Below are 24797 nucleotides of genomic sequence, written 5' to 3' on the forward strand. Positions count from 1 at the left end.
GTTCAACCCTCCAATTCGGTAGTATGCTGCTACAAGCAAAAAGGATAAAAACGCTGCTCCTGGTGCTGCTGCTAATCAGCAGCTTCGGCGGCCGTGCCCAAGCCCCGACGGCTAACACTGAAGCTCTGTTGGTCATGGACATGCAGGATTCCATTTTAAGCTTTTTGCCCAGTGCCAGGGCCCAAGAACTGACCAGCCAAGTGGCGAAAGCGGTGGCGGGCGCGCGGCAAAAGGGCGTCCTGGTTATCTACGTCCGGGCCGGGTTCCGGCAAGGAGCACCCGAGATTAGCGACAACAACAAGTTCCTTGCCGCTCACCGCGAAAAATACGCCATGGGCAACGCCGCGCAGGCCCTGAAACTCACGCCGGCCCTGGCTCCGCTCGCTAAGGATATTGTCGTCGACAAGCACCGCATTGGCGCTTTCACCGGCAGCGACCTGGAAATGCTGCTGCGTGCCCACCACATCCAGCGACTGATACTCTGCGGCTTTGCCACCAGCGGCGTGGTGCTGACCACCGTGCGCGAGGCGGCCGATAAGGACTTTCAACTCACGGTGCTCTCGGATGGGTGCGCGGATGTGGACGCTGAAGTCCACCGGGTGCTCACTACCAAGGTATTTCCCTCGCAGGCCGAGGTGCTCCCCATTGCGCAGTGGCTGGCGACCAGCCCGAAGTAACACCTAAAAACGAAACCTATGCTGAACTACCGCAAATTGGGGACGACCGGAATGGTCGTCTCGGAACTCGCCCTGGGCACCATGTACTTTGGCGACGAAACCCCGGAGGCTGATGCCTTCGCCATTCTCGACGGCTTTGTGGAGGCGGGTGGCACGCTGCTCGACACCTCGGACGTGTACGTGGGTGGCGTGGCTGAGCAGGTGCTGGGCCGCTGGCGGGCCGCCCGGCCCCGCGACATCACCGACCGGGTGGTGCAGGCCACCAAAGGCCGGTTCAGCGCCAGCCCCGACCCCAACGACCAGGGCCTGTCCCGCCGCCACTTGAGCCGGGCGCTCGATGCCTCGCTCCAGCGCCTCGGGGTCGAAACCATCGACCTCTACCAGCTGCACGCCTCGGATATGCAAACGCCCGTGGCCGAAACGCTCGCCTTCCTGAACGATGCCGTGCGGGCCGGTAAGATTCACTACATCGGGCTGTCCAACTTCACCGGCTGGCAGCTCCAGTTGATGGTTTCGACGGCGCAGGCCCAGGGCCTTACCGTGCCGGTGAGCATCCAGGCGCAGTACAGCCTGCTTTCGCGGGAGATTGAGTGGGAAATCGTGCCCGCCGCCCTACACAACGGCCTGAGCCTGCTGCCGTGGTCGCCGCTGGCGGGGGGCTTCCTGGCCGGCAAATACGAGCGGGGCACCACGCCGGCCGCGGATACACGCGCCGGGTCGCCAAAAGACCTGTACCAGTGGGTATCGGCCGACTACGCGGCCTCTGACCGCAACTGGGACACCATCGACGCGGTGGTGCGCATCGCTCGGGAAATCGGCGCAACGCCGACCCAGGTGGCCCTGAAGTGGCTTTCCGACCGGCCGGGGGTAGCGGCCCCCATTTTCGGGGCGCGCACCCTTGCCCAGCTGCGCGAAAACCTGGGCGCTCCGGCGCTCGTTTTGCCCGCAGAAGCCACCCAGGCCCTGGAGGCCGTGAGTGCGCCCCAAGCCGCCGGCTACCCCTACGGCCGGTTTGGGGAGTGGCAGCGCGAGCGGTGGCTGCATAACGGCCCACCCGCTCCCGTGCCCGTCATGGCCGGCGGCTCGGCGCATCCGCTGGGGTAAAGCCAGCGTGCGGAGGTGCCCGGCCCAAGTGCCTGCTACCGTGGTGCGAGTAGCGCCCGAAAGCCGGCCCCGGCAAAGGGCAACTGTTTGAAAAGTATAGATTACTGTTTGAAACCTTCAAAAAAGCGCGGGGAGAGGCCAGTACTTTTGTAACTACCCGTTGACGTGCCCGGCAGTGGCGTTGCCTGCGTTTTACCAACCTAATCCAGAACGCTATGCCCGACCAGCCGTTTCCCGCATCCGACGCGCCGCCACCCGACGACGACTCGCCCCTTTATAAAGCAGGCCGCTTCGGCCAAAGACGCAACGAAAACACCCACCATGGACGAATCAAACGACTATCTGTTTAGCCGGCGGGAAATGCTGGTTAGCACGACCTTAGCTGTTACGGGACTGGCCCTGCTGAACGTGACGGGCGCAGAAGCCGCCCCGGTACCAGTTTCGCAGGCAAAGGTGTCGTTTACCGTCAACGGCCAACCGCACCAGCTGGAAATGGATACCCGCACCACCCTGCTCGACACCCTACGGGAACACCTGCACCTGACGGGTACCAAAAAAGGCTGCGACCACGGCCAGTGCGGCGCCTGCACGGTACTGGTCAACGGCCAGCGCATCAACTCGTGCCTGTCGCTGGCCCTGCAACACCAGGACGATGCCATCACGACCATCGAAGGCCTAGGCACCCCGGACAAGCTGCACCCCATGCAGGCCGCCTTTATCAAGCACGATGGCTACCAGTGCGGCTACTGCACCCCCGGCCAGATTTGCTCGGCGGTGGCCGTGCTGGCCGAAATCAAGGCCGGCATGCCCAGCCACGTCAGTGCCAGCCTCTTGGAGCAGCCCCAGGCCACGAACATGGAGCTGCGCGAGCGCATGAGCGGCAACATCTGCCGCTGCGGGGCCTACTCCAATATTGCCGAAGCGATGAGCGAAGTGGCCGGCAAAGACTCCTAGAAACAGCGAATTATGAAGACTTTCACCTACGAGCGCGTGCGCACGCCCGCCGAAGCCGCCGCCGCCGCCGCCCGCACGCCGGGGTCGAAGTTTCTGGCCGGGGGCACCAACCTGCTCGATTTAATGAAACTCGAAATCGAAACCCCGGCCCATATCATCGACGTGGGGAAAGTGGGGCTCGACAAAATCGAACCCACTCCGGCCGGGGGCCTGCGCATCGGGGCGCTGGTAACCAACACCGACCTAGCCAACCACCTCCCCGTGCGGCGGGACTACGGCCTGTTGTCCAGGGCGTTGCTGGCGGGGGCTACGGGGCAGCTCCGCAACAAAGCCACCACCGCCGGCAACCTCTTGCAGCGCACCCGGTGCCCCTACTTTTATGATACCAACCAGCGCTGCAACAAACGGGTACCCGGCAGTGGGTGCGCGGCCATTGCCGGCTTCAGTCGCCAGTTAGGCGTCATCGGGACCAGCAATGCCTGCATCGCCACCCACCCCAGCGACATGGCCGTGGCCATGCGCGCCCTCGACGCGGGGGTAGAAACCGTGAAAGCTAACGGGACTACCCGCACCATTCCCCTAGCCCAGTTCTACCGGCTGCCGGGCCAAACTCCCCACCTGGAGACGATCCTGGAGAAAAACGAACTCATCACGGCGGTGCTGCTGCCGCCTCCCGTGGGCGGGGTGCATATCTACCAGAAAGTGCGCGACCGGGCTTCCTACGCGTTTGCGCTCATCTCGGTCGGGGCCATTGTACAGAAAGACGGCACCGGCCGGATTGCCGTGGGCGGGGTAGCCCCCCAGCCCTGGCGCGTAGAAACCGCTGAGCAGCTGCTGCCGGCCGGCGCGAAGGAATTTACCGCGCAGCTGCTGCAAGGGGCCCGGCCCACGAAGGAAAATGCATTCAAGCTGGCACTGGTGGAAAACACGGTAGCCGCCGTTCTAAACGAGGCAAGACACTGATATGAAATTTGAAACCCCCGCCGGCATCAATCCCATTGACCAGCAGAAGGTTATTGGCCAGCCGGCTAGCCGCCTCGAAGGCCCGCTGAAAACGACTGGCACGGCACCCTACGCCTACGAGTACCACCAGGCCGCGCCGAACCCCGCCTACGGGTACGTGGTCGGGGCTGCTATTGCTAAGGGACAAATCAGACGCATTGACCGGCGCAAAGCGCAGGCCGCGCCCGGCGTGCTGGCCATCGTGACGGCGGCCGATGTCGGGCAACTGCCGCCGGGCAAGTTCTACGCCGACCGCCTGCTGGCGGGGCCGGCCGTGGACCATTACCACCAGGCCGTGGCGGTGGTAGTAGCCGAAACCTTCGAGCAGGCGCGGGCCGCCGCGGCCCTGCTAAAGGTCACGTACACCCAAACCAAGGGAGCCTTCGACCTCACGGCAGCTAAAGACACGGCTATCGTACCCAAGCAAGGGGAGTTTGGCGGCGCCCCGCAAACAAAGGTCGGGGACTTCGAGGGCGCCTTCGCGGCTGCCCCCGTCCAGCTGGACGCCACCTACACCACCCCCGACCAGACCCACGCCATGATGGAGCCGCACGCCACGATGGCCCACTGGCAAGGCGACAAGCTCACATGCTGGTGCTCGGTACAGCAACTCAACTGGGGGGCGCGGGACCTGGGCACCATTCTGGGGATTCCGCAGGAAAACATCCGGCTGATTTCGGCTTATATCGGCGGAGGGTTTGGCGGGAAAGGCACGGCGCTGTCCGACCTCGTGATGGCCTCGTTAGCCGCCCGCGCCGCCGGCCGGCCCGTGAAAGTAGCCCTGACCAGGCCCCAGATTTTCAACAACACCACCCACCGGCCCGCCACCATTCAGCGCATTCGCCTGGGGGCCACGCCCGACGGCATCCTCACCGCCATCGGGCATGAAAGCTGGTCGGGCAACCTTCCCGGCGGGCGCACCGAAGCGGCCACCGCGTCGACCAAGCTGCTGTACGCGGGGGCCAACCGCTTCACCGAGCTGCGGCTGGCCGTGCTCAACCTGGCGGAAGGTAATGCTATGCGCGCGCCAGGCGAAGCCACCGGCATGATGGCCCTGGAAATTGCGATGGACGAACTGGCCGAGAAGCTGCACATGGACCCCATTGCGCTCCGTATCAAGAACGATACGCAGGTGGACCCCGAAAAACCGGAACGTCCCTTCTCAACCCGGAAATTAGTGGAGTGCCTGCAAACGGGAGCCGACCGGTTTGGCTGGAGCAAGCGGGTGGCCACACCCGGCAGCGTGCGGGACGGGCAGTGGCTCATCGGGGTGGGCGTGGCGGCGGCCATCCGGGGCGCGCCCATCACTACGTCGGCCGCGCGGGTGCGGCTGAACCGGGACGGAATCGTTACGGTCGAAACGGACATGACCGACATCGGCACCGGCAGTTACACCATTATCGGGCAAACCGCGGCCGAGATGCTGGGCGTCGGGCTAGATAGGGTCGTCGTCAAACTGGGTGATTCGGCTTTCCCGCAGTCACCGGGTTCCGGGGGGCAGTGGGGCGCGGCCTCGTCCACCTCGGGCGTGTACGCGGCCTGCCTGAAACTGCGCGAAGCCGTGGCCAAAGCTCTCGGCCTCAACCCCGCAGAAACCCAATTTGCGAACGGGCAGGTGCTGGCCGGCAAGCGCAGCTACGCGCTGGGGGATGCCGCCAAGGCGGCCGAACTGGTGGCTGAAGATACCATGACCTATGGCACGCTCGCCAAACAGTATGCCCAAGACACGTTCGGGGCGCACTTCGTAGAGGTAGGGGTGCACCGGTACACCCACGAGATACGGGTACGGCGCATGCTGGCCGTGTGCCACGCCGGACGTATCCTGAACCCCAAAACCGCCCGCAGCCAGGTCATCGGCGCGATGACGATGGGGGTAGGCGCCGCCTTGCTGGAAGAGTTGGTGGTGGACAAGCAGGTCGGCTTTTTCGTAAACCACGACCTGGCGGGGTACGAAGTGCCCGTTCACGCCGACATTCCGCACCAAGAGGTAATCCTGCTAGAGGACCTCGACCCCACCATGTCACCGATGAAAGCCAAAGGCATTGGCGAGCTGGGCCTAGTGGGCGTAGCTGCGGCCGTTGCCAACGCGGTATACAATGCCACCGGCGTGCGGGTTCGCCACTACCCTATTACCTTGGATAAGCTGCTGGGAAAAGTGAACTTGACTTGATTCTGCACTGAATGGGCCCGAAAAATATTTCGGGCCCATTCAGTGAGACTTAGAGCGCGTTTAGGAATTTGGCTAGTGCGTAAATATAAATGAGCTAGTAAGTTGCAGGCGGAGTTCCTAAGCTCCCTTCTGCTTATGGTTGACGGTTATCAATCCCTTACTGACTCGCAGTGGCAAGTTATGGCCTGCCTGCTGCCGGCGCAAGGGCGCCGCCGGCTGTGTTTGCACCAAGTAGTCGATGCCCTGCTCTATGTTTGCCGCACCGGTGGCCAGTGGCGGGCCTTACCGGCCGAGTTTCCCGCTTGGACGGCGGTCTATTGCTATTTCTACCGCTGGCAGCAAACAGGCCTCTGGGCACGCCTGAACACGGTGCTCAATGCGCTGGATCGGCTCCACGACGGGCGGGAGGCGTTGCCGTCGCTGGTCTGCGTGGATAGCCAGAGCGTGAAACTGGCGCCCCGCATTTTCGAGCACCGGGGCCTGGACGGGGGCAAGCGTGTCAACGGGCGGAAACGACAGATTCTCACCGACTCGGGTGGGCACATCTGGGCCACGCACGTACACGCGGCCAACGGCCACGACAGCTGCGGAGCCCTGGGCTTGCTGCCCCACCGGCCCTGGCGGGCGGCCCGGGTGCACTGGTGCTGACCGACGCGGCTTACCAGGGCCGCTTTGCCGACCACCTGCGCAGCCTCGGCCTGCCCAACCAAGTGGTCAGTCGCCCATCCACCCAACGCGGCTTTGTGCCCGTGGCCCGGCGCTGGGTGGTGGAGCGCACATTTGCCTGGCTGGCCTGCTTCCGGCGGCTGGCCGTGGACTATGAATATACCCCCGCCAGTCATGCCTGCTGGCTCTTGCTGGCCAACATCACCATGTGCCTAAATCGTCTCCCCTAATTCCCAAACACGCTCTAAGTCTTTTCATCCTCCTTACTTCCCACTGCCCCATGTACGAACACAAAATTGTCCCTAACCTAGACCGCGGCCTCGACCTGCTGCGGGAGGTGCTGGGCGGCAAATGGAAGATGGGCCTGCTCTATTTCGTGACCCAGGGCCTGCGGCGCCCCAGCCAACTGCACCGCCGACTGCCCTAGGCCACGCGCCGCGTGCTGACGCTGCAGCTCCGGTAGCTGGTCGACCACGAGCTACTGCGCAAAGAGGACTTCTCGCAGCAGACCCGCCACGTGGAATACCACCTCACCTCCTTGGGCGAATGGGGCCATGCCTACCAGGGCCAGCTCCGGCGTGTGATTACCGGAGTAGCGCAGCAAACCGCATTGTAACGCTGATAGCCGGCTCCGGGCAGCCTGCGTTGCCTGATGCCGCACCGATGGAGCCGCCAGAGCTGCTCCGGTTGCTTACGTGGTCAGGGAAGCTTTTCGCGTCAACTCATGCGCAGGCAGAACAGGCCCCGCGCACCAGCGTTGCGGTTTCCCCCGGGCCAGGGGCCGGCGCGAGCGTTTACCCATCGGCGTACTCAGGCGCGCAGGCGTCTTAGGGGCCGTACGCGGCACCAGCACCAATTACATGGATTCATAGGCCCAGATTTGCTGGTCGCTCCGGCGCAGCACGATGCGAAATGGCTGCTGCTTACGGGTGAAGTAGGCGACGGTCACTAATTCGGCCAAGTCCTCGCTCCAGCTGCTGCCGTAGAGGGAAACGAACGGTTTTTGCTGCAATAGTGAGTACACCTGGGCTGCGTCGGAAATGGGCAGCGCCCGCCCGCCCCGCCGGAACGGAATCTGCAGCAGCAGCGCATGGTGCCAGCCAGCAACCGGCAGGGTGCGGCTTTTCCAGATTCCGGCGGTGAAAGGCTTGGCGGCCGCGCTGTCGAGCTGCTGGCCCGTTGCCGCATACGCCGGGTTCAGTTTCAGCGCGGCATCCACCACGTGCGTGGCTTCATGCAGCAGCACGTAATCCAGCGCGGAGCGCACACCCGCCTCGATGGCAAGAGAGTATCAAAAAGTGTGGGGCAGTTATCCTTATGTGGGCGGTCTGGGTTACCAGAGGGCTAGTAGTTGCTTAACTCAAAACCTGATTGCCCCGCACTTTTTGATGCTCTCGAGGCCGTGCGATACCGGCTGCATAAAATGGAAGTCATATACCAAACCGTGGTCGTTAAAAAGCTTCCCAAGGGCTGCTCCTTTGACGAGCACCTGCAGCAGGTATACCTGAGCCAAGGCGTGGCTTTGGTAGAGGAAGCCGAACGCGGGAAGTGGCTAGTGAAACCGCAGAGTTGATGACCTGACATCGCGCCGTCGCAGAGCTATCCACTCGGTTGCGGACGCGTCCTTGGCTGATCCTGTGAGCGTGTTGCGAAGCCCCTGCGCTGTCTAGGGAGGACAGGGAATGAGCTTCTGCTGCCCAGCGCTTCGGCGGTCCTGCGTCGTTGCTTAGCGCGTTGTACTTGTGAGCTGGAATCGGTAGCAGGGAGAGCTACCCCGCCGCATAAGTACCTGGTTTTGTGTACCACTATCACTACTACTTGGCACCGGCACGCGGCACTTCAGAGGGCGGTATGGGTAACGGCCAGCGACTGGATACGCTGGGGCTGCGCGTTGCGGCCGTGTGGATGTATAACCTGCCCGAAACGTCCGATTGCCGGCACCCGAAAGGACGGGTACGCGCGGGCGAAACCGTCGGCGGTTTCGATAAAAGCGTGCGAGGCTTACTCGCCCGTCTGCATCATGCGGGCGCGGTGGGCCAGGCCCCATTCCGCCAGGCTGTCGGTCAGGACGGTCAGTGAGCGACCAGTTTCGGAGAGGCTGTAAGTGACCGTCAAAGGTTTGCTCGTGGCCACGTGCCGCACGATGAGCCCGTTGGTTTCCAGATCCTGTAGCTCCCGGCTCAGCACTTTGCCGGAGATGCCCGTTACCTCGCGCAACAGGGCCGAGTAGCGCATCGGCTGGTGGCAGAGGCGGGCAATGATGGCGAGCTTCCACTTGCCGCTCAGGATGTCGAGCGTATCGTCGATGGCACGCATACGATGGGCACAGGCGCCCGTGAAGGAATGATCTACCGAATCTTGCTGCATGTGAAGAAGTGGTTACCTGATTGTCACCAGACGGACGCGGATGTCCCGGTTACCTTTTGTCCCAAAGGTACGGCTTGTCAGCAAGGGGTTTTACCTTTGCGCCGGAACAATTCCAGAAAAACACCTTTCATCATGTCATTACTCGAAGACCTGACGTGGCGCTACGCCACCAAAAAAATGAATGGGGAGCGTATCTCCGCCGATAAGCTGAACTACATCCTGGAAGCGGCGCGCCTGGCCCCATCCTCGTCGGGACTGCAGCCCTACAAGATCCTGGTTATCTCGGACCCGGCGCTGCTGGCCAAGATCCGGGAGGTGTCCTTCAACCAGAGTCAGGTCACGGACTGCTCGCATCTGCTGGTGTTTGTGGCCTGGGACGGCTACAGCGAGGAGCGCATCACGCGCGTCTTCAACTACACCATGGACCAGCGCGGCCTGCCGTACCAGACCATGGCGGACTACAAGCAGAATCTGTGGGCCATGTACGAGCCGCTGGGCCCGGAGTGGCACGCCCAACACGCGGCCAAGCAGAGCTATATTGCCTTTGCTATGGCCATTGCGGCGGCGGCGGAACAGCGCGTGGACGCTACGCCCATTGAAGGCTTCAGCGCCGACCAGTTGGATACCCTGCTGCAGCTGAAAGGCAGTGGCTACCGCAGCGCGGTGCTTTTGCCGCTCGGCTACCGGCAGGAGTCGGAAGACTGGCTGGTAAAGATGAAAAAGGTGCGCACGCCCATGGAGGAATTCGCGAGCGAGCTGACGCTGGCCGATCTGACGAACACTGAGGATCAGGCTTCGGCCGGGCAACCGGCATCCGCCGACCAGTAAGCACCTGCCCTTGAAGAAAGTGCCCCGTAATCGTCTGTTGCCTGACTTATCCAGCAGGCAACAGACGATTACGGGGCACTTTTGTGTTCCGGCGCAGAAGGTAATACGATATCCGTAGGGGGCAACGGTTGACAGCTCAGCTGAAGCAGTTCGCAACCAGGTGCCGGCAACGCGTAGGAACATATTCGGGACTGGCAGGAGACGGGTAGCGAGTCGGATACGGCCTGTTAGCGTTGCTTGCGTGTCGGGTATACTGCCAGGGGCAACGGGTGTACTACACTGCCTGACAAGTTGAGTGTGGCCGAATAATCCGGCCGGTCCTGTTTCAGCCGGGAAGCGGAAAGTAGCTTGGCCGTGAGATGAAGCACGTACAAGCCCTGATTCGATGAACCGCAGAAGACCGGTCACTAAACGGCATGTACTGATAAACTGATATGGCCTGCCACTGCTCTCGGGGTTGAAAGCTACAAGCTGCTACGATTCAAATCCGAGAAGATCTGAAAGCGAGTCAGCTAACCAGCATGGGCGCTAAGCAGTCTGTCTTTCGATCTGTTTCTTGAACTGGCTATGTTCGCCGTTTTCGGGGTTGTTCTTCCGAAAGGGCAGATTTACACGCTAAGCACTTTAGGGTGTTGTTACACGAATAGAGCAACCCCGCCGACTCGGTGCAGCAGTTGACCATGAATAAAGTCGGGACGCAGCGCGCGTGAATAGCTGGTCAGCTACACATGCAGGATGGCAGTAGTTGGAACGCGGCGTCACTTTGGCTAACACAAAAGGCATTTTGGTTAAACCTGCTTCTCAAGCAGTGAGGAACTTTGTATCGTTAACAAACCAAAAATAACAGGTTATGAAAGCGGTCAGAATCCACGCATTTGGGGGCCCCGAGGTCCTGCAACTAGAAGACGTCGTGCGGCCCGTGCCGGCGGCCGATGAACTCCTGATCAAGGTGTACGCCAGTGGTGTAAACCCGGTAGATTGGGGCATTCGGGAAGGCGGCAATGAGGTGCTGCGGCCCTATTTGACCCTGCCGATGACCCTGGGCTGGGATGCGGCCGGCGTGGTGGAAGAAGTGGGCAGCGAGGTTACCGGGTTTCAGAAAGGCGATGCCGTGTACGGCGAGCCCAACTTTCCCGGGGCGGGCAGCTACGCCGAGTTTTGCACGTCAAAAGCCACGCAGTTTGCCCTCAAACCAAAGAGCCTCAGCTTCGTGGAGGCAGCGGGCGTGCCACTGGCCGGCCTCACGGCCTGGACGGCTCTCTTCGAGCAAGGTAAGCTACAACCCGGCCAGCGCATCCTGATTCAGGGAGCCTCGGGAGGCGTGGGCGGCTTCGCCGTGCAATTTGCCAAAGCTAGGGGCGCGTACGTCATCGGCACCGCGTCGGCCAGCAACCTGGACTACGTCAAGCAACTGGGGGCCGACGAGGTCATTGATTACCGCAGCCAGCAGGTAGCGGAGCTGGTGCACGATGTGGATGTGCTACTGGAAGCCTCGCCCCTGCGCGACAACGCCGAGCGGCTGAAAGTGGTCCCGGCCCTGAAGGCCGGCGGCATCTTCGTCACGGTCAATGTAGATGCGCCGTTTGACGAGGCCGTGCTCGCCGCCCTGGCCCAGAAACAGGCAAAAAGCGAGCTATCGGCCAACCAGCCCCGGCAGGAGTGGTTGCAGGAAATTGCGCAACTCATTGACGCGGGCAAAGTAAAAGTACTTGTTAGCCAAGTGTATCCATTGGCGCAGGTGGCCGACGCCCACCGCGACAGCCAAACCCTGCGCGTGCGGGGCAAGCTGGTGCTGGAAATACGCCCCGAAGACGAGTCAGCATGAGACGCTTTCAGACGCTAAGCGAGTTTCACAAGTTTGTGGGGTTGCCCCCGCCCCAGCACCCGCTGCTCAGCGTCGTGGACGTGAGTGCCGTGCCGCACAGAAACGAACAGGCGACGAGCATGGTCCTGGATTTTTACGCCATTTCCGTCAAGCGAATGCGCAATGTGCGCGTGCAGTACGGGCAGCATTCGTTCGACTTCAACGACGGCGTCATGTCGTTTATGGCGCCCAACCAGGTGTTTAGCATCGGGGTGGCCGATCCGGCCGAGGCCGTGGAAAAAACCGGGTGGGTGGTCTACCTCCACCCGGATTTCCTATGGAACACGCCGCTGGCCAAAACCATCCAGCAGTACGATTTCTGGGATTACGCGCTCAAGGAGGCGCTGTTCCTGTCGGCCAAGGAGGAAATGACCGTCACGGGCCTCATTGCCACGATGGAGCAGGAATGCAGCGCCAACTTGGACCGCTTCAGCAAGCAGATTATCGTCTCGCACCTGGAAAGCCTGCTGCACTACGCCGACCGGTTTTATCACCGTCAGTTCCTGACCCGCGAAAAGGCCAACCACGAGGTGCTCGAACGGGTAGAAACCCTGCTGCAAGCGTATTTTAACTACGACAATTTACCAGAAAGAGGCTTGCCGACCGTGCAGTACGTGGCCGACTATCTCCACCTGTCGCCCAAATATTTAGGCAATCTGTTGCGCGTGGTCACGGGGCAAAGCACCCAGCAGCACATTCATGCCCTGCTCATCGCCAAAGCCAAGGAAAAACTCTCGACCACCACCCGGACGGTCAGCGAAATTGCTTACGAACTGGGATTCGAGCATGTGCCCTCGTTCAACAAGCTGTTCAAAGCCAAGACGAACCTGTCGCCGTTGGAGTTCAGGGCCTCCTTTAAGTAACCAAGAAATGGCTGACAAGCTTAGTTGACCGCTACTTCTTGGTCACGCAAAGGGCTGCCGGTGGGGGCGTTCAACATACCCTTAATACCCGTTTCGGCCCGCTTGCTACCACCACTCCGGTACTTAGGAGCCTTCTTTCAAAAAGGCGGATTTGCATGCTATGCTGAAAGCTGCTAACAACCTACTGGTCAATAAGCACCACCGCCAGTGGCGGGCTGACTTCTTCAAAATGGGCTCGCATGGCCAGGTGCTCCCAGGACACGGCCGGTCGGGACACGACTGATTTGGTTTTCAAGGGCATCCTGCACCAGATCAGTGCCGGTGGCCGCAGCACCAGCTGCCGCCTGCAGTGGCCGAAGCCTTACTAATTTACCGAGCGAGGTTTCCCGATTACTATTGGTCTGGGGAAGCGCGCCACTAGCGGCCCTACGGGTTGAGACATGTAGACTACAGCCGTTCGTAGAAAGTACGGCGGTAGGCATCGCCGACGGGAATGCACCGGGGCTCATCTGCGGTGGCCTGAATGAAAATCCGGCTACGCTCTACACTATGCACGTGAGCCAGGGCCACAATAAACGACTTGTGGACGCGCACAAAGGCCGAAGCGGGCAGGCTCGTTTCCAGGCTGTTGAGGGTTTGCCGGGCAATTACTTTCCCGGTTAGCGTGTGCACAATGACGTAGTTCTGCAAGCCCTCCGCGTAGAGCACCTCATCCAGATCAATCCGCTGCAGCCGATGTTCAGTTTTGACAAACACGTACGGGCGGGAGGTTTCCTCCACCGCCGGGCGCAGGCGCCGCTGGGCTTTCTGCACGGCCTGGTAGAAGCGTTCGAACGGGATGGGCTTGAGCAGGTAATCAATTACATCGTGCTCGAAGCCCGCCAGCGCGTAATCGGGGTAGGCGGTGGTCAGTACCACCGGGGCGCGCCGGTCCAGGGCCTGCAGGAATTGCAGCCCCGTGAGCTGGGGCATCTGAATGTCGAGGAAGATTAAATCGACGCGCCGCTCGCCCACCCACTGCAGGGCCTCCAGCGGGTTTTGGCTGCTGCCGGCCAGGTGTAGGAACGGCACCTTGCCCACGTAATCGGTCAGGATATCGATTGCCAAGGGCTTATCGTCAATCACCAGGCAATGCATGGGCTCAGTCATAGGGCAAGGCGGAGCGTTACCTGAAAATCGGTGGGCGAATCGGCAATGGTCAGCGTGTGCCGGTCCGGGTAGAGCAGCGCCAGCCGCCGCCGCACGTTGGCCAGCCCGATACCGCCGACCTGGTCTTTCTGCTGCTCGTTGCGGGCGTTGTGCAGGCGCAAATCCAGGGTGGTAGCTGTCAGGTCCAGGTGGAGCGTAACCGGCCGGGCCGCGTCAGTCAGCAGCCCGTGCTTGAAGGCGTTTTCCACGAAGGAAACCAGTAGCATGGGCGCAATCAGCTGCCCGTTGAGCGGGCCCCGGAGCTGGTAGTCGAGGTGCAGGTTGTCCTTCGAGCCGATCCGCTGGAGCTCAATCAAGCCGTTTAGGTAGTCCAGCTCGCGGGACAGCAGCACTTGGTCGTGGTGGGCATCGTGCAGCATGTAGCGCAGCAGCTCGGCCAGCTTGAGCAACGCCCGCGGCGCCGCCTCCGACTGCTGATACACCAGGGCGTAGATGTCGTTGATGGTGTTGAAGAGAAAGTGCGGATTCAGCTGCGAGCGGAGAAAGGTCAGCTCGGCGGCGGTGTGGGCCTGCTGGGTTTCGCGCCGCCGCCGCTCGGTCAGCAGCTGGTGCCGGATAAACGCGTAGAGCAGCCCGTAGAGCACGTAATCGAAATAAAACCGGACGCTGTTCTCCACAAACCATCGCGCGGTAAACGTCGGGTTGTGCTCGTAGTTATCGAAGCCGAGCAGGGGCTTGAATACCAGAAACTCCAGCCCGTAGCGCACCCCCGTAATGAGCAGCAACGTCAGCAGCAGGCCCCCGGCGGCCCGGCCAAAACGCGGCCAGTTCAGCGCGCCCGTCAGCAGCGGCCGGGCTACCAGCCCCACGGGCAGGTAAAAGGCCGTGGCATTGATGAGCAGGTAGCCCAGCGTTACCAACCCGGCCGTGGCGCCCGCCAGGGCGGGGGGGCGGTCGGCGGGCGTGGTATAAATTACCACCAGGTCTTTGGTTAGCAGCAACCCCCAGATCAGCAGGTGGATGGGCCACTCGGGAAAGGCGCGCGGCCGGGCAACGGTCATCGGGTAGTCGATTCGGCGGTGGGGTATTTCTGCGCCAAGTACGTCAGAATTCGGGGAAAGAACTGCGCGAAATCCTGGCTGGCTGGCCGCCCGCTGTATTCGGCGGTAATCACGTCGGCAATGTCGCCGGCGTACTGAAAGTCCCCAACTACCTCCTGGGCGGCCTGTTTGCGGGCTTCTTTCGGGGAGTGATACTGTCGGAACAGGGCAATGACCACGCCGCGCACCAGGTTCTCATCGAAGCAGTGGGCCCAGCTGTGGATGTTGTTGCGCTGCATGCCCGCGTCGGTCGGGTTGAACAGGTAAGCCAGCTTGCTGATATCGTTCTGGTAGCGGCGTTGCAGGGCTCTGGTGTAGTTATGGCTCCCCTCGTGCCAGACCAGCACCACCGCTTCGGTACCTAGGCTAAAGCTCGGGCTGCTCGTATCGGTCGATTCGCGGTTGAGGAAGCCGACGGTGTAGGCTACCTGATCGGCGTAGCGCGGGTTAAGCTCCGGGGCCGAAATGGCGTGGGCGCCCCAGCCGTTAAGCGGGTCGAGGTAAACGGCCCAGCGGGCGGCTTTGGTGGGAAATCGGTAGAGTGAGTCAAGCTTGTTGACCAGGCCCTCCTGGGCCAAGCGGGCCTGCACGGGCTTGGCCCAGGCGGCGTAGTCGGCCTGGTGCTGCTGGTAAAAAGCCCAGAAATGACTGTCCTCAAAAAACTGCTGGCAGAGGCGCATGTAGGTCTGCACCGAATCCTTGCCGTTGAGGCTGTACCAGACGGAATGCTCCGGATAGTGCATGCGCACTTTGGGGAAGTTGTCGAGGCAGTAGCCCAGCTCCGTCAGGTCAGGGTATACCTTTTTCAACTGGCGGGCATATTGCACCGCCGGATGGTTCACGAACGGAACAAAATAGGCCTCGGTTTCCTTGGCGTAAGCTGATTTGTTGGGCATCGGGTACTTGCCGGCCAGCAGCTGCACTATCGTAAACACCTCAATGCCGGGATGCACGGTCACGGTAATTCGGTTGGCTGGCAATGGGGCCGCCGAGCTACGGGATTGGGCCGGCAGGATGTGGGCGCTGAGCAGGACCAGCAAGAAAGTCAGGAAGTGTCTCATGGATAAGAAGTAGTAGCAGATGCCTGTTGGAAAGCCCAAATCAAGTCACGCTACTTCGTCGGACGAACTCCGAGTGATGAACTGCCCTTTTTCGTTGATCAACGCCCGATCAGCTGACGGAATAGTGGGCACTGATGGCTGCGGCCATAGGCCTGGATTACGCGGGGGGCTTTCGGTCAGCAGGTATCCTCCTCGTACGCCAAGTGCTGGGAGTCTGCTCCCCGTGGGGCAAACGCCTACCAGAAGGCCATATTATGAGATACCCGCCCGCGCAGCTTTCCCCTACCGTTACTTTCTGTTCCTACTCTTGTGCTACCCTCCCCCTATACCACGATATGCAGCGAAACCTAAACACGTGACTGGTGGACTCGTCCAGGTAGCCTGCATTCGGCGCATTTTGCAGCACTACTTTTCAGACCCAGCCCATTTTGTGAAAATAGCGTAGAACCCAATGTGCCGGGGATGGGTATATTTGCGTAGTCAATAACTTTCTCTTGTATGTCGAACAAGCCCACCAAGACCGAAAACACTCCCGCCGCTGCTCAGCAGTCGGAAATCACCCGTGAGACTATCCACCGTCGCGTTAAGCAGGCCCAGGAGCGTCGTCGCCTCAAACTCAAGCACGTTAACCCCTAATCGGGGTTCGGGTATCTTGACTGAAAAGCCCTTGCTACTTGTAAGTAGCAAGGGCTTTTCAGTACATAACCTGTTTCCGGATACCTTTTCTGTACTGCCGACTACCCTAGGTAGTCACGCTATTCAGGCAATTGGCGGATGAAGTTTTGGGCACCTTGCCGTGACCAGCTTCCGCCAAGAGCCCAAGCCAGTGATAAGCACCGGAGCTGCGTCGGTTCACCGCCGGCTGTGCGGTGGTCTAGCGAAGGCGGACAGCGTTGGGATGTGGTTTGCAGCTGGGTTTCGCAGTGGTTGGGTGAGCAGTAGCCGAGCGCGGAATGCCGGCGTTCGGCATTGTACTAGGCGATGTGGTGGCTGATTTCGAGCCGGGCTTCGGTCAGGCCGGGAAAGCGGCCGCCGTCGAGCAGTTCGGCTTTGAAGCAGCTCCAAGAAGATTCCGCGTGGGCATTGTCGTAGCAGTTGCCGCGCCGGCTCATGCTCTGCCCGGCACCGTGTGGGACCACCAGGTCTTTGAATCAGGTGGCCGTGTACTGACTGCCCTGGTCGGAATGCACGATGAGCCCAGCCGGAGGCTGCAGCACGTCCAAGGCGTGGGCGCGGACTCGGGCACGTCCCAGCCGACAGTTTTGCGCGAACAGCGGTCCAGCCACACGGCCCGGTAGAGCCCGCCGCCGCCTTGCCGGGGCAGGCGGCGGGATGTCACCTACCCACACATGGTTCGGGGCTGCCGGGCCCGCAGGCCGTGCGCTTTGCGCACGCGGCGGATGCGCCAGCGGCCGACCGCATGGCCCTGGGCCTACACTTCGGCCCGCAACCAGCCCGCAACCAGCCTGCACTTCGGCCCGCAACCGGCGTGTGCCGAAGTGCAGGCTGTGGTCGGCAAACGCCCGCTGCACCCAGCGCAAGACTTTCTGCTTCAGCATTTTCGCAAAGGCATCAAAACCTGCTTCAGTCAACTCACCGCCCGCCTTCCCAAACAGATTCATGCGGTGACTATCGCCGGATTTGCCCTGAAAATTGCCCTCTTCATTTTAGCTCATACCCTTTAACAAGCTGGCCTATAGCCCGTAACTTGGGTTAGCTACCTCTGCGAACTAGGCAAGGCCCTCTACGTGCAAACCGACGTGACCGAGTACGAGCAGTGCGTGCTCTACGACCAGCCCACGCGGCCCTTGCCCGGCCCCACGCCGTTGCCCACGGTGGCGTAGCGGCCGGTTCCGGCGCTGTTTCCCTGCGGCCTGCCCTCCCCCTGCCGGGGACCGGGGCAGGCCGTTGTGGTAACGGGGCGGCGGTGTTTTTTTCGGGGCGGAATATGGAATCGGGGGGCAGGGGGCATCTATCTTCGGGGCCGCATTCCTCCCCTATCCCGCTGTATGAATCAATTATACGCCCTCGGCCTGTTGCTGCCGCTATCCATCCCCGCCCTGGCCCAGCAGCCGGATACCGTTCGATTGCCTGAAGTAGCTGTGCAGGATTCTGTGCTGCGCATCGTGCATTCTTGCCCAACTGCGCAGGTTATACAAGTTATCGGCTACCGCATCCTCCCATTCCTCCCCCTTCAGGAGCAGCTGCGTCAGATAGCCGGGTTGCAGGCCACGCCGTACTCGGGGGCACCGGGGGCGCAGGTGGCGGTGCGGCTGCGGGGGGCGGCCAGCCTGTCGGGCAACGCGCAGCCGCTGTACGTGGTGGATGGGGTGCCGGTGTTTCAGCACACGTTTCGCGGGGAAGACCGGGACGGCCAGCTGATAGACGTGGTGCCGGCCGAGCGGCAGGAGCTGGACGTGAACCCGCTGCTGAGCATCCCGAGCGAGGATATTGCCAGCGTGGAAGTGCTGAAAGGAGCCTACGAAACCGCGCTCTACGGCTCCCAGGGAATCAATGGCGTTATCAAAATCACCACCAAGCGGGGCACCGTCGGCAAGCCGCGCCTGCGCTATGCCGGCTACGGCGGGGTGCAGCAGGCCCGTACCCGCTACGAGCTGCTGGATGCCCGCCAGTACGCCGACCTGCGCAACGAAGCCGCGCTGCGCTTCGGGCAGCCGGCCCCGTTCAGCCCGGCCCAGCTGGCGGCCCTGGGCCGGGGCACCGACTGGCAGGATGAGCTAGTGCGCACGGCCGCCGTGCAGGAGCACCACCTGAGTCTGGGCGGCGGCACGGCCACCACCCGCTACTACGCCGCCGCCGACTACCTAAACCAGCAGGGCGTGGTGCTGACCTCGCGGCTGCGCCGCTACGCCGCCCGCGCCGCCCTCAACCAGCAAATCGGCCAGCACCTACACCTGGACGCCACCGGCAGCTTCAGCCAGACCGAGCAGCGGGTGCCCGCGCACTACGCCTTGTCGAATGCCGTGCTTGCCGCGCCCACCCTGAGGCCCACGGATACGCCCACCGGCTACGAGGTAAACCCCCTCGACCAGGTGCAACAGGATTACCAGACCCCGCAGCAGCAGCGGCTCCTGGCTCAGCTGGGGGCGCGCTACGAGCTGACGACCGGCCTCACGCTGGACGTGCGCGGTAACCTGGAACGGGCCACGCTGCGCAGCCGCTCCTACCGGCTGGGGTTTGTGGGCTTCCCGTCCGGGGAAAGCGGCACCCTCACGGCCACTTACCGGCAGCTGGTGCTGCACCCGGCGTTGCGCTACGCCCGTAGCTTTGATGGGGAGCGGCACGCGGTAACGGCCAGTTTGGAAGCGCAGTACCAGAAGCAGGAAAGCACTACGGAGCAGCGCCGCTACGTGCCTGGGCAGCCGGATTTCGCGGGTTTCAGTAGGTCCGCAAGCCTGGCCCAGCGGAATTTCTACCAGCTCACGGCCGGCTACACCTTCGCCGAGCGGTACCAGGTGCAGGCCACGGTGCGCCACGACGCCAACAGCGTGTTCACGACAGATGACCGGTGGAGCTGGCTGCCGGGCGCGCAGGTGCGCTGGCACGCGGCCAAAGAGAACTTCTGGACCTCGGCCCCCGGCATGCTGGACGTGTGGGTGGGCTGGGGCCGGACCTCGGGGGCGGGCAACGGCGCGCGCAACTTCTTCCAGCTGCCAGTAGCGGGACCGGGCGGGCCGGGTAGTCAGATCGACGTTTTCGTGCCCGAGCTGACCCGGCAGGTAGATGCGGGCATCGAAGCGGGCCTGTTCAACGGCCACCTGACCGTAACGGCCCAGGCCTACGCCCGCCGCACCGCCCGCACCCTGTACCTGCTGGGCCTGCCGGCAACGACAGACCCGACAGTGCAAAACTACGTGCGCAACACCGGCCTGGAGCTGACGCTGCAAAGCAGCTGGCAGGCCGGCCAGCTGCAGGGCACGAGCCGGCTGGCCGCCGCCGCCAACCGCAACCGGTTTGAGGAGGCGGACCGCACCCTCGGCTACTTCTTCCCCTACCACCGCAGCCCCGACGGGCAGTCCATCAGCACGTTTTACGGGCTCCGTGCCCAGGGCCTGGATGCCACCGGCACCCCGCGCTACGAGGATGTGAACAGCGACGGGCGGATTAACATGGAGGACCAGCAGCCCTTGGGCAGCGGGTTGCCCCGGCAGCTGCTCAGCTTCAGTCAGCAGCTTACGCTGGACCGGTTTGAGGCGCAGCTCCAGGCCGACGGGATGTTCGGCTACCAGATGAACAATACCGTGCTGCGGTTGCTGGACGCGCCCAACGGCCGCACCAACGCCTCCCGCCGGGTGCTGGACCGCTGGACGCCCACCAACACGGGCACCGATGTACCAGCGGCCGGCACCCAACTGCCGCTGTCCAGCTCTTCCACTTTGCAATCCGGCAACCATGTGCGGCTGTCAGCCCTCACGCTCAGCTATAAGGTGTGGGAGAAAGAGGCCCGCAGCGTGCAGGTGTGGCTGGGCGGCCAGAACCTGCTGGTGCTCTCCGGGTACCGAGGCTACGACCCCAACGTCAGCTCCGCCGGCTCCGACAACCAGCAGGCTGGCCTGGATGTGGGGGCGTACCCGGTGGCGCGCACGTTTCTGGTGGGCGTGCGGGCCACGTTGTAGCCCGGTTGCGTATAGTAGCTGCCGGCCGCCGGAAACTTCTGTTTTAGGTGGCCGGTTGTGTACTTTGCCGGCCCATTCGGCCGTTTCCTCCCCGATATTTCCTGCATGATTCATTTCGAAGAATTCACCCTCGCCAACGGCCTGCGCTGCATCGTTCACGAAGACCACAGCACGCCGATGGCCGTGCTCAACGTGCTCTACAACGTGGGCTCCCGCGACGAAGACCCGGCCCACACCGGCTTTGCTCACCTGTTCGAGCACCTGATGTTCTCGGGCTCCGTGAATATCCCCAGCTACGACGAGCCCCTGCAGCTGGTGGGCGGCGAAAACAACGCCTTCACCTCCCCCGACATCACCAACTACTACCTCACCTTGCCGGCCGCCAATCTGGAAACCGGCTTCTGGCTGGAATCGGATAGGATGCTGAACCTAGCTTTCTCCGAGAACGGGCTGGAAGTGCAGCGCAAAGTGGTGGTGGAGGAGTTCAAGCAGAACTACCTGAACCAGCCCTACGGCGACGTCTGGCTGAAGCTGCGCCCCTTAGCTTACCAGCATCACCCCTACCAGTGGGCCACCATCGGCAAGGAGGTAGCGCACATCGAAGACGCCACCATGCAGCAGGTGCGCGACTTTTTTGCCAAGCACTACTCCCCCGCCAACGCCATTCTGGTAGTAGCCGGCGACGTGACCGTGGCCGAAGCCCAACGCCTGGCCGAAAAGTGGTTCGGTCCCATTGCCGGCGGCACCCGCTACGAGAGAAACCTCACCCCGGAGCCCCGCCAGCAGGAAGCCCGCTTCCTGGAAATCAGCGCCGAGGTGCCCATGTCGGCCCTCTACAAGGTGTACCACATGCCCGGCCGAGGTGAGGACGCCTACTACGCCGCCGATTTGCTGTCGGATGTGCTGGGCCGGGGCAAATCGAGCCGCCTCTACCAGCAGCTGGTGAAGGAGCAGCCCTTATTCAACTCGCTGTCGGCCTCCGTGATGGGGTCGTTTCAGCCGGGTTTGCTGGTGGTGAGCGGCAAGCTGAACGCGGGCGTCACGCTGGAAGAAGCCGATGCCGCCATCGAAGCTGTGCTGGCCGACATCAGCGCCGCCGAAATTCCGACCGAGGAGCTGGAAAAGGTAAAAAACCAGGCCGAGGTCAGCATCGTGTTCAGCGAGATTGAACTGCTGAACCGGGCCATGAACCTGGCCTTCAGCAAGCTCCTCGGCGACGCCAACCTGGTGAACCAGGAAAGCGCTAAAGTGCAGGCCGTAACGCCCGCCCAGGTGCTGGACGCTGCCCGGGAAGTGCTGCGCCCCACCAATTGCAGCACCCTCTACTACCGCGCCCAGCCCGTGGCGGAACCCGTAGTAGCGGAGGAAGCAGCCGAAGCGTAACGGATTCTGGCAGTCACAAGAAAGCCCGTCTGGTTTCCACCAGACGGGCTTTCTTGTATTATTTTCACGTTGCCAGGAACTTACCAGCCGCTGCCACCGCCACCCCAGCCATCATCGGCTTTTTTCTTGGGGGCAGCCGCTTTCTTCACTGGCGCGGCAGCTTTCTTGGTCGCCGTAGCACCACCTGCTTTCGTGCCGGCCGAAGCCCCAGCGGCGCTGGCTACTTTGGGCGCGGGCGTGGGCTCCACGGCTACCGGAGCGGGCTCGGGCTCAGGGGCTACGATGGGAGCCGGAGCCGGCGTAGGCGGCACCGGATCGGAGGCGCGCACCGAGCGGCGGATATACGGTGCCAGGGGGCGGCCCCGGTAGTCAGTGGTTACCCGGCGCGAAGGAGCGGCCGAAAAACCCGGGGCCAGGCTGGCTCCGATGGGTTGCTCCGGCGCCGAAGCGGCACCGCCACCAACGGCAGCACCGCCACCAGCCGAGCCGCCGCTGGCACCCCACTCGCCACCCGCTGGGGCGGCAGCGGGAGCAGCTACCGGAGCAGCCATTGGCGCGGGAGTTGGGGCTACGGCCGCCTTGGGAGCCGCTGCTTTTTTAGCGGCCGGCTTGGCGGCCGGGGCACCCCAGCCATCCGAAGAACCCCAGCCATCATCGGCTTTTTTCTTCTGGGCCATTGCCGGAGCGGCTATCAGTACGCTGCCTAACAAGAGGAGCGGGAGGATTTGTCGAGTCATAGAACAGAATAGTAAGCAGCTTCTTACCGCAAAGGTACGGCACCCCGCGCGGGCCTTAAAACCCCCGCCACACATTTTGGCCAAACGTAGCCCGGGAGAGGAAGTTCCCGGGGCAGGCAAAATTCAATAACCTAAACGCCGCCTGTTACTTAACAGTGCGCGTGAGAAGCCATAACGACCTGTTTTTTATTGCTACCAAAACTGTCTGGCCGTTCCGCAGCCAGCGGCACTAGCAGGGCGACGCCGCTGGTCTGGCAGGCGGCCCAGGCGGGCCGCATAAGGGCTGTCCGGAACCTATTTCACTATACAGCAACTGCCCGCTCACGACCAAGGTGAACGGACAGTTTTTCCGCTTATGAACGGGGCGGCTTACCAGCCCGAAGCCATCGTGGAGTTATCCGTTGGTGCCGGCTCCTGGGCGGTGACGGTGTTGTTGGTGGAGGCTTTGCGCAGGGGGCGGCCGTTATAGTCGGTGCTCACGCTTCGGTACGGAGCCGTGTTCATGCCCGGGGCCAGCATCACGCCCGACGACTGCATCATGGGGTCGGTCTGGGCTACTTCCACGGAGCGAGGACGCTTGGATTTGGTTTTAACAACGGGCCGACCATTGTAGTCGGTGCTGGTGCCCCGGTAGGGCGAAGAGCTCATGCCGGGGGCCACCAGTACTCCTGACGACTGCATCATGGGGTCGGTCTCGGGCGTAGCGGTAGCCGCCTGGGCGGCGGGCAGGTCCCAACCTGATACTTCGGGCACGGCGCGCTCGGCCTGCACATCTCCCCAGCCCCAGTCATCATTGGGTTGCGCAGCAGCCGGGGCCACGCTGGTGTTGGCGGCCCTGGCCGTTTTGGCAGCCGGTGCTTTTTTGTTGGTTTGGGCCTGGGCCTGGGGCGCACTGAAGAAGGCGGCAGCTACGGCTGCGGCAAAGAAAAACCGTTTCATCGGAAGGAAAGTCGAGAAGTAGATACTATGCCCGGTACAGGCCGGGCTTTGCACAGCGGCCGACTGACGGGTGGCGCCCCACGTCCAGTGCTTAGTGCCGCTTGTGTTCTGACGCTTTGCAGCAACCGTACCAATTTTATTTCAGGCGGCGTTATCCAGTACAATTGAGCCTTCCCAGGCCGATCAACGCTGTTTTTTCACCCCACTGCGCAATCCGTTATCAACAAAGCGCAATCAACTTACCTTTGCGGTATGATGCAGGATACCATTGCCCGCGTACGGGCAGAAATTGAGGCTTACGACCTGACTTCGGCGGAACAGCTTGACCAGTTCCGCATTGCCTATACCGGCCGCAAAGGCCAGCTCGCCGACCTGTTCGACCAGCTTAAAACGGTGCCGCAGGAGGACCGCCGGGCCGTGGGCCAAGAGCTGAACCAGCTCAAGCAGGCCGCCCAGGCTCGCTTCGAGCAGCGGCAGCAGGAGCTGGAAGCCACCAGCGCCAACGCCCCCGCCGACCCCACCTTCGACTACACCCTACCCACCGTGCCCCAGGCCCTGGGCACCCGCCACCCGTTGAGCTTGGTGCGTGAGGAAATTGTGCGCATCCTGGCCCGCATCGGCTTCAACGTGGCCGAAGGGCCGGAAATTGAGGACGACTGGCACAACTTCACGGCCCTCAACTTCCCCGAAAACCACCCCGCCCGCGACATGCAGGATACGTTTTTCGTGCGCCGCGAGGCTGGGGAACCGGAGTGGGTGCTGCGCACGCACACCAGCCCGGTGCAGGTGCGGGTGATGAAGTCGCAGCAGCCGCCCATCCGCAGCATCATGCCGGGCCGGGTGTACCGCAACGAAGCCATTTCGGCCCGCGCCCACATGATGTTCCATCAGGTGGAGGCCTTATTCATTGACGAAAACGTGAGCTTCGCCGATCTGAAGCAGACCGTGTACTACTTCGTGCAGGAGCTGTTCGGAAGTGATATGGAGGTGCGGTTCCGGCCCTCGTTCTTCCCGTTCACCGAGCCTTCCGCCGAAATCGACATCACCTGCCTGATCTGCAAGGGCAAGGGCTGCAACATCTGCAAGGGCACCGGCTGGGTGGAAATTGGCGGCTGCGGCATGGTGGACCCCGCCGTGCTGGAGCAGTCGGGCATCGACCCGGAGCGCTACTCCGGCTACGCCTGGGGCATGGGCATTGAGCGCATCACCATGCTCAAGTACCAGATCAAGGACCTGCGCCTGTTCACAGAAAACGACGCCCGCTTCCTGCGCCAGTTCGAAAGCGCCCAGTAGCCC

Annotated in this window: 25 protein-coding genes and 1 pseudogene; 17 read left to right on the plus strand and 9 right to left on the minus strand. The window is 62.4% G+C overall.

The window, feature by feature from the left end; translation table 11 throughout:
- The first annotated feature begins 23 nt into the window (after positions 1–23).
- From EI293_RS04210 to EI293_RS22330, 8 genes are all read left to right on the plus strand, one after another.
- Positions 24–677: a cysteine hydrolase family protein gene (locus EI293_RS04210; protein WP_125435885.1), complete on the plus strand. Its 654-nt coding sequence runs from the start codon at positions 24–26 to the stop codon at positions 675–677.
- An 18-nt stretch (positions 678–695) separates the two neighbouring features.
- On the plus strand, positions 696–1781 hold the full coding sequence (locus EI293_RS04215; protein ID WP_125435886.1) for an aldo/keto reductase: 1086 nt from the start codon (positions 696–698) through the stop codon (positions 1779–1781).
- A 321-nt stretch (positions 1782–2102) separates the two neighbouring features.
- Positions 2103–2735: an aldehyde dehydrogenase iron-sulfur subunit PaoA gene (gene paoA, locus EI293_RS04220; protein ID WP_125435887.1), complete on the plus strand. Its 633-nt coding sequence runs from the start codon at positions 2103–2105 to the stop codon at positions 2733–2735.
- Between the two features lie 12 nt (positions 2736–2747).
- Complete coding sequence (locus EI293_RS04225; RefSeq protein ID WP_125435888.1) at positions 2748–3698, plus strand: FAD binding domain-containing protein; 951 nt, start codon at positions 2748–2750, stop codon at positions 3696–3698.
- Position 3699: 1 nt separating this feature from the next.
- Entirely contained in the window at positions 3700–5907 is a 2208-nt protein-coding gene (gene paoC, locus EI293_RS04230) for an aldehyde oxidoreductase molybdenum-binding subunit PaoC (RefSeq protein ID WP_125435889.1), read from the plus strand.
- 135 nt (positions 5908–6042) lie between these two features.
- The gene (locus EI293_RS04235; RefSeq protein WP_125435890.1) at positions 6043–6555 is read left to right on the plus strand and encodes an IS5 family transposase; all 513 of its coding nucleotides are present in this window, start codon (positions 6043–6045) and stop codon (positions 6553–6555) included.
- Complete coding sequence (locus EI293_RS04240; protein WP_170170235.1) at positions 6549–6803, plus strand: transposase; 255 nt, start codon at positions 6549–6551, stop codon at positions 6801–6803. The genes EI293_RS04235 and EI293_RS04240 overlap by 7 nt, the downstream gene beginning before the upstream one ends.
- Positions 6804–6853: 50 nt before the next feature.
- Complete coding sequence (locus EI293_RS22330; RefSeq protein WP_246010521.1) at positions 6854–7000, plus strand: winged helix-turn-helix transcriptional regulator; 147 nt, start codon at positions 6854–6856, stop codon at positions 6998–7000.
- Positions 7001–7051: 51 nt separating this feature from the next.
- On the opposite strand, the gene EI293_RS22465 is transcribed toward EI293_RS22330, so the two are convergent.
- The 3 genes from EI293_RS22465 to EI293_RS04260 form a co-directional block, all read right to left on the minus strand.
- A complete protein-coding gene (locus EI293_RS22465) occupies positions 7052–7177 on the minus strand; it encodes a hypothetical protein (RefSeq protein ID WP_262706495.1) in 126 nt (41 codons plus the stop codon).
- Between the two features lie 252 nt (positions 7178–7429).
- Positions 7430–7840, minus strand: a complete 411-nt coding sequence (locus EI293_RS04250; protein ID WP_125435892.1) for a hypothetical protein — start codon at positions 7838–7840, stop codon at positions 7430–7432.
- Positions 7841–8574: 734 nt separating this feature from the next.
- Complete coding sequence (locus tag EI293_RS04260) at positions 8575–8940, minus strand: winged helix-turn-helix transcriptional regulator (RefSeq protein ID WP_125435893.1); 366 nt, start codon at positions 8938–8940, stop codon at positions 8575–8577.
- Between the two features lie 132 nt (positions 8941–9072).
- Between EI293_RS04260 and EI293_RS04265 the strand changes: the two genes are divergently transcribed.
- The 4 genes from EI293_RS04265 to EI293_RS22470 all read left to right on the plus strand — a co-directional run bounded on the left by EI293_RS04265 (position 9073) and on the right by EI293_RS22470 (position 12863).
- A complete protein-coding gene (locus EI293_RS04265) occupies positions 9073–9768 on the plus strand; it encodes a nitroreductase family protein (RefSeq protein ID WP_125435894.1) in 696 nt (231 codons plus the stop codon).
- An 850-nt stretch (positions 9769–10618) separates the two neighbouring features.
- Entirely contained in the window at positions 10619–11593 is a 975-nt protein-coding gene (locus tag EI293_RS04270; protein ID WP_125435895.1) for an NADP-dependent oxidoreductase, read from the plus strand.
- Positions 11590–12495, plus strand: a complete 906-nt coding sequence (locus tag EI293_RS04275; protein ID WP_125435896.1) for a helix-turn-helix domain-containing protein — start codon at positions 11590–11592, stop codon at positions 12493–12495. Before EI293_RS04270 ends, EI293_RS04275 begins: the two co-directional genes overlap by 4 nt.
- 239 nt (positions 12496–12734) lie before the next feature.
- The gene (locus EI293_RS22470) at positions 12735–12863 is read left to right on the plus strand and encodes a hypothetical protein (RefSeq protein ID WP_262706496.1); all 129 of its coding nucleotides are present in this window, start codon (positions 12735–12737) and stop codon (positions 12861–12863) included.
- A 79-nt stretch (positions 12864–12942) separates the two neighbouring features.
- On the opposite strand, the gene EI293_RS04285 is transcribed toward EI293_RS22470, so the two are convergent.
- From EI293_RS04285 to EI293_RS04295, 3 genes are read right to left on the minus strand one after another with little or no spacing between them, the layout of a single operon-like run.
- Complete coding sequence (locus tag EI293_RS04285; RefSeq protein WP_125435897.1) at positions 12943–13644, minus strand: LytR/AlgR family response regulator transcription factor; 702 nt, start codon at positions 13642–13644, stop codon at positions 12943–12945.
- Positions 13641–14705 carry a sensor histidine kinase gene (locus EI293_RS04290; RefSeq protein ID WP_125435898.1) on the minus strand — a complete coding sequence of 355 codons (1065 nt, stop codon included), beginning with the start codon at positions 14703–14705 and terminating at the stop codon, positions 13641–13643. Before EI293_RS04290 ends, EI293_RS04285 begins: the two co-directional genes overlap by 4 nt.
- Positions 14702–15805 carry a DUF4932 domain-containing protein gene (locus EI293_RS04295; protein WP_125435899.1) on the minus strand — a complete coding sequence of 368 codons (1104 nt, stop codon included), beginning with the start codon at positions 15803–15805 and terminating at the stop codon, positions 14702–14704. The genes EI293_RS04290 and EI293_RS04295 overlap by 4 nt, the downstream gene beginning before the upstream one ends.
- 498 nt (positions 15806–16303) lie before the next feature.
- On the opposite strand from EI293_RS04295, the gene EI293_RS22030 reads away from it, so the two are divergent.
- Entirely contained in the window at positions 16304–16441 is a 138-nt protein-coding gene (locus EI293_RS22030; RefSeq protein WP_170170236.1) for a hypothetical protein, read from the plus strand.
- A gap of 338 nt (positions 16442–16779) precedes the next feature.
- On the opposite strand, the gene EI293_RS04300 is transcribed toward EI293_RS22030, so the two are convergent.
- Positions 16780–16944: an integrase core domain-containing protein gene (locus EI293_RS04300; protein WP_125435900.1), complete on the minus strand. Its 165-nt coding sequence runs from the start codon at positions 16942–16944 to the stop codon at positions 16780–16782.
- 399 nt (positions 16945–17343) lie between these two features.
- Here EI293_RS04300 and EI293_RS22715 point away from each other — a divergent pair.
- From EI293_RS22715 to EI293_RS04315, 3 genes and pseudogenes are all read left to right on the plus strand, one after another.
- Positions 17344–17490: pseudogene (locus EI293_RS22715) on the plus strand (IS982 family transposase); the annotation flags it as partial.
- Positions 17491–17814: 324 nt separating this feature from the next.
- On the plus strand, positions 17815–20442 hold the full coding sequence (locus EI293_RS04310; RefSeq protein ID WP_125435902.1) for a SusC/RagA family TonB-linked outer membrane protein: 2628 nt from the start codon (positions 17815–17817) through the stop codon (positions 20440–20442).
- A gap of 105 nt (positions 20443–20547) precedes the next feature.
- On the plus strand, positions 20548–21825 hold the full coding sequence (locus tag EI293_RS04315) for a M16 family metallopeptidase (RefSeq protein ID WP_125435903.1): 1278 nt from the start codon (positions 20548–20550) through the stop codon (positions 21823–21825).
- Between the two features lie 80 nt (positions 21826–21905).
- Here EI293_RS04315 and EI293_RS04320 read toward each other — a convergent pair whose 3' ends face one another.
- Both EI293_RS04320 and EI293_RS04325 read right to left on the minus strand, forming a co-directional pair.
- Positions 21906–22562: a hypothetical protein gene (locus EI293_RS04320; RefSeq protein ID WP_125435904.1), complete on the minus strand. Its 657-nt coding sequence runs from the start codon at positions 22560–22562 to the stop codon at positions 21906–21908.
- 369 nt (positions 22563–22931) lie between these two features.
- Positions 22932–23501, minus strand: coding sequence for a hypothetical protein (locus tag EI293_RS04325; RefSeq protein WP_125435905.1), 570 nt, complete (start codon positions 23499–23501; stop codon positions 22932–22934).
- Between the two features lie 255 nt (positions 23502–23756).
- On the opposite strand from EI293_RS04325, the gene pheS reads away from it, so the two are divergent.
- The gene (gene pheS / locus EI293_RS04330) at positions 23757–24794 is read left to right on the plus strand and encodes a phenylalanine--tRNA ligase subunit alpha (RefSeq protein WP_125436255.1); all 1038 of its coding nucleotides are present in this window, start codon (positions 23757–23759) and stop codon (positions 24792–24794) included.
- The last annotated feature ends 3 nt before the right edge of the window (positions 24795–24797 follow it).

This window comes from Hymenobacter perfusus, assembly GCF_003944765.1.
GTDB lineage: Bacteria > Bacteroidota > Bacteroidia > Cytophagales > Hymenobacteraceae > Hymenobacter > Hymenobacter perfusus.

Excerpts from the sequence above, each read along its gene's own strand:
- EI293_RS04210 (WP_125435885.1), top strand. The coding sequence starts at position 24 with ATGCTGCTACAAGCAAAAAGGATAAAAACGCTGCTCCTGGTGCTGCTG.
- EI293_RS04215 (WP_125435886.1), top strand. The coding sequence starts at position 696 with ATGCTGAACTACCGCAAATTGGGGACGACCGGAATGGTCGTCTCGGAA.
- paoA (WP_125435887.1), top strand. The coding sequence starts at position 2,103 with ATGGACGAATCAAACGACTATCTGTTTAGCCGGCGGGAAATGCTGGTT.
- EI293_RS04225 (WP_125435888.1), top strand. The coding sequence starts at position 2,748 with ATGAAGACTTTCACCTACGAGCGCGTGCGCACGCCCGCCGAAGCCGCC.
- paoC (WP_125435889.1), top strand. The coding sequence starts at position 3,700 with ATGAAATTTGAAACCCCCGCCGGCATCAATCCCATTGACCAGCAGAAG.
- EI293_RS04235 (WP_125435890.1), top strand. The coding sequence starts at position 6,043 with ATGGTTGACGGTTATCAATCCCTTACTGACTCGCAGTGGCAAGTTATG.
- EI293_RS22330 (WP_246010521.1), top strand. The coding sequence starts at position 6,854 with ATGTACGAACACAAAATTGTCCCTAACCTAGACCGCGGCCTCGACCTG.
- EI293_RS04260 (WP_125435893.1), bottom strand. The coding sequence starts at position 8,940 with ATGCAGCAAGATTCGGTAGATCATTCCTTCACGGGCGCCTGTGCCCAT.
- EI293_RS04265 (WP_125435894.1), top strand. The coding sequence starts at position 9,073 with ATGTCATTACTCGAAGACCTGACGTGGCGCTACGCCACCAAAAAAATG.
- EI293_RS04270 (WP_125435895.1), top strand. The coding sequence starts at position 10,619 with ATGAAAGCGGTCAGAATCCACGCATTTGGGGGCCCCGAGGTCCTGCAA.
- EI293_RS04275 (WP_125435896.1), top strand. The coding sequence starts at position 11,590 with ATGAGACGCTTTCAGACGCTAAGCGAGTTTCACAAGTTTGTGGGGTTG.
- EI293_RS22470 (WP_262706496.1), top strand. The coding sequence starts at position 12,735 with ATGGCCAGGTGCTCCCAGGACACGGCCGGTCGGGACACGACTGATTTG.
- EI293_RS04285 (WP_125435897.1), bottom strand. The coding sequence starts at position 13,644 with ATGACTGAGCCCATGCATTGCCTGGTGATTGACGATAAGCCCTTGGCA.
- EI293_RS04290 (WP_125435898.1), bottom strand. The coding sequence starts at position 14,705 with ATGACCGTTGCCCGGCCGCGCGCCTTTCCCGAGTGGCCCATCCACCTG.
- EI293_RS04295 (WP_125435899.1), bottom strand. The coding sequence starts at position 15,805 with ATGAGACACTTCCTGACTTTCTTGCTGGTCCTGCTCAGCGCCCACATC.
- EI293_RS22030 (WP_170170236.1), top strand. The coding sequence starts at position 16,304 with ATGTCGAACAAGCCCACCAAGACCGAAAACACTCCCGCCGCTGCTCAG.
- EI293_RS04310 (WP_125435902.1), top strand. The coding sequence starts at position 17,815 with ATGAATCAATTATACGCCCTCGGCCTGTTGCTGCCGCTATCCATCCCC.
- EI293_RS04315 (WP_125435903.1), top strand. The coding sequence starts at position 20,548 with ATGATTCATTTCGAAGAATTCACCCTCGCCAACGGCCTGCGCTGCATC.
- EI293_RS04320 (WP_125435904.1), bottom strand. The coding sequence starts at position 22,562 with ATGACTCGACAAATCCTCCCGCTCCTCTTGTTAGGCAGCGTACTGATA.
- EI293_RS04325 (WP_125435905.1), bottom strand. The coding sequence starts at position 23,501 with ATGAAACGGTTTTTCTTTGCCGCAGCCGTAGCTGCCGCCTTCTTCAGT.
- pheS (WP_125436255.1), top strand. The coding sequence starts at position 23,757 with ATGCAGGATACCATTGCCCGCGTACGGGCAGAAATTGAGGCTTACGAC.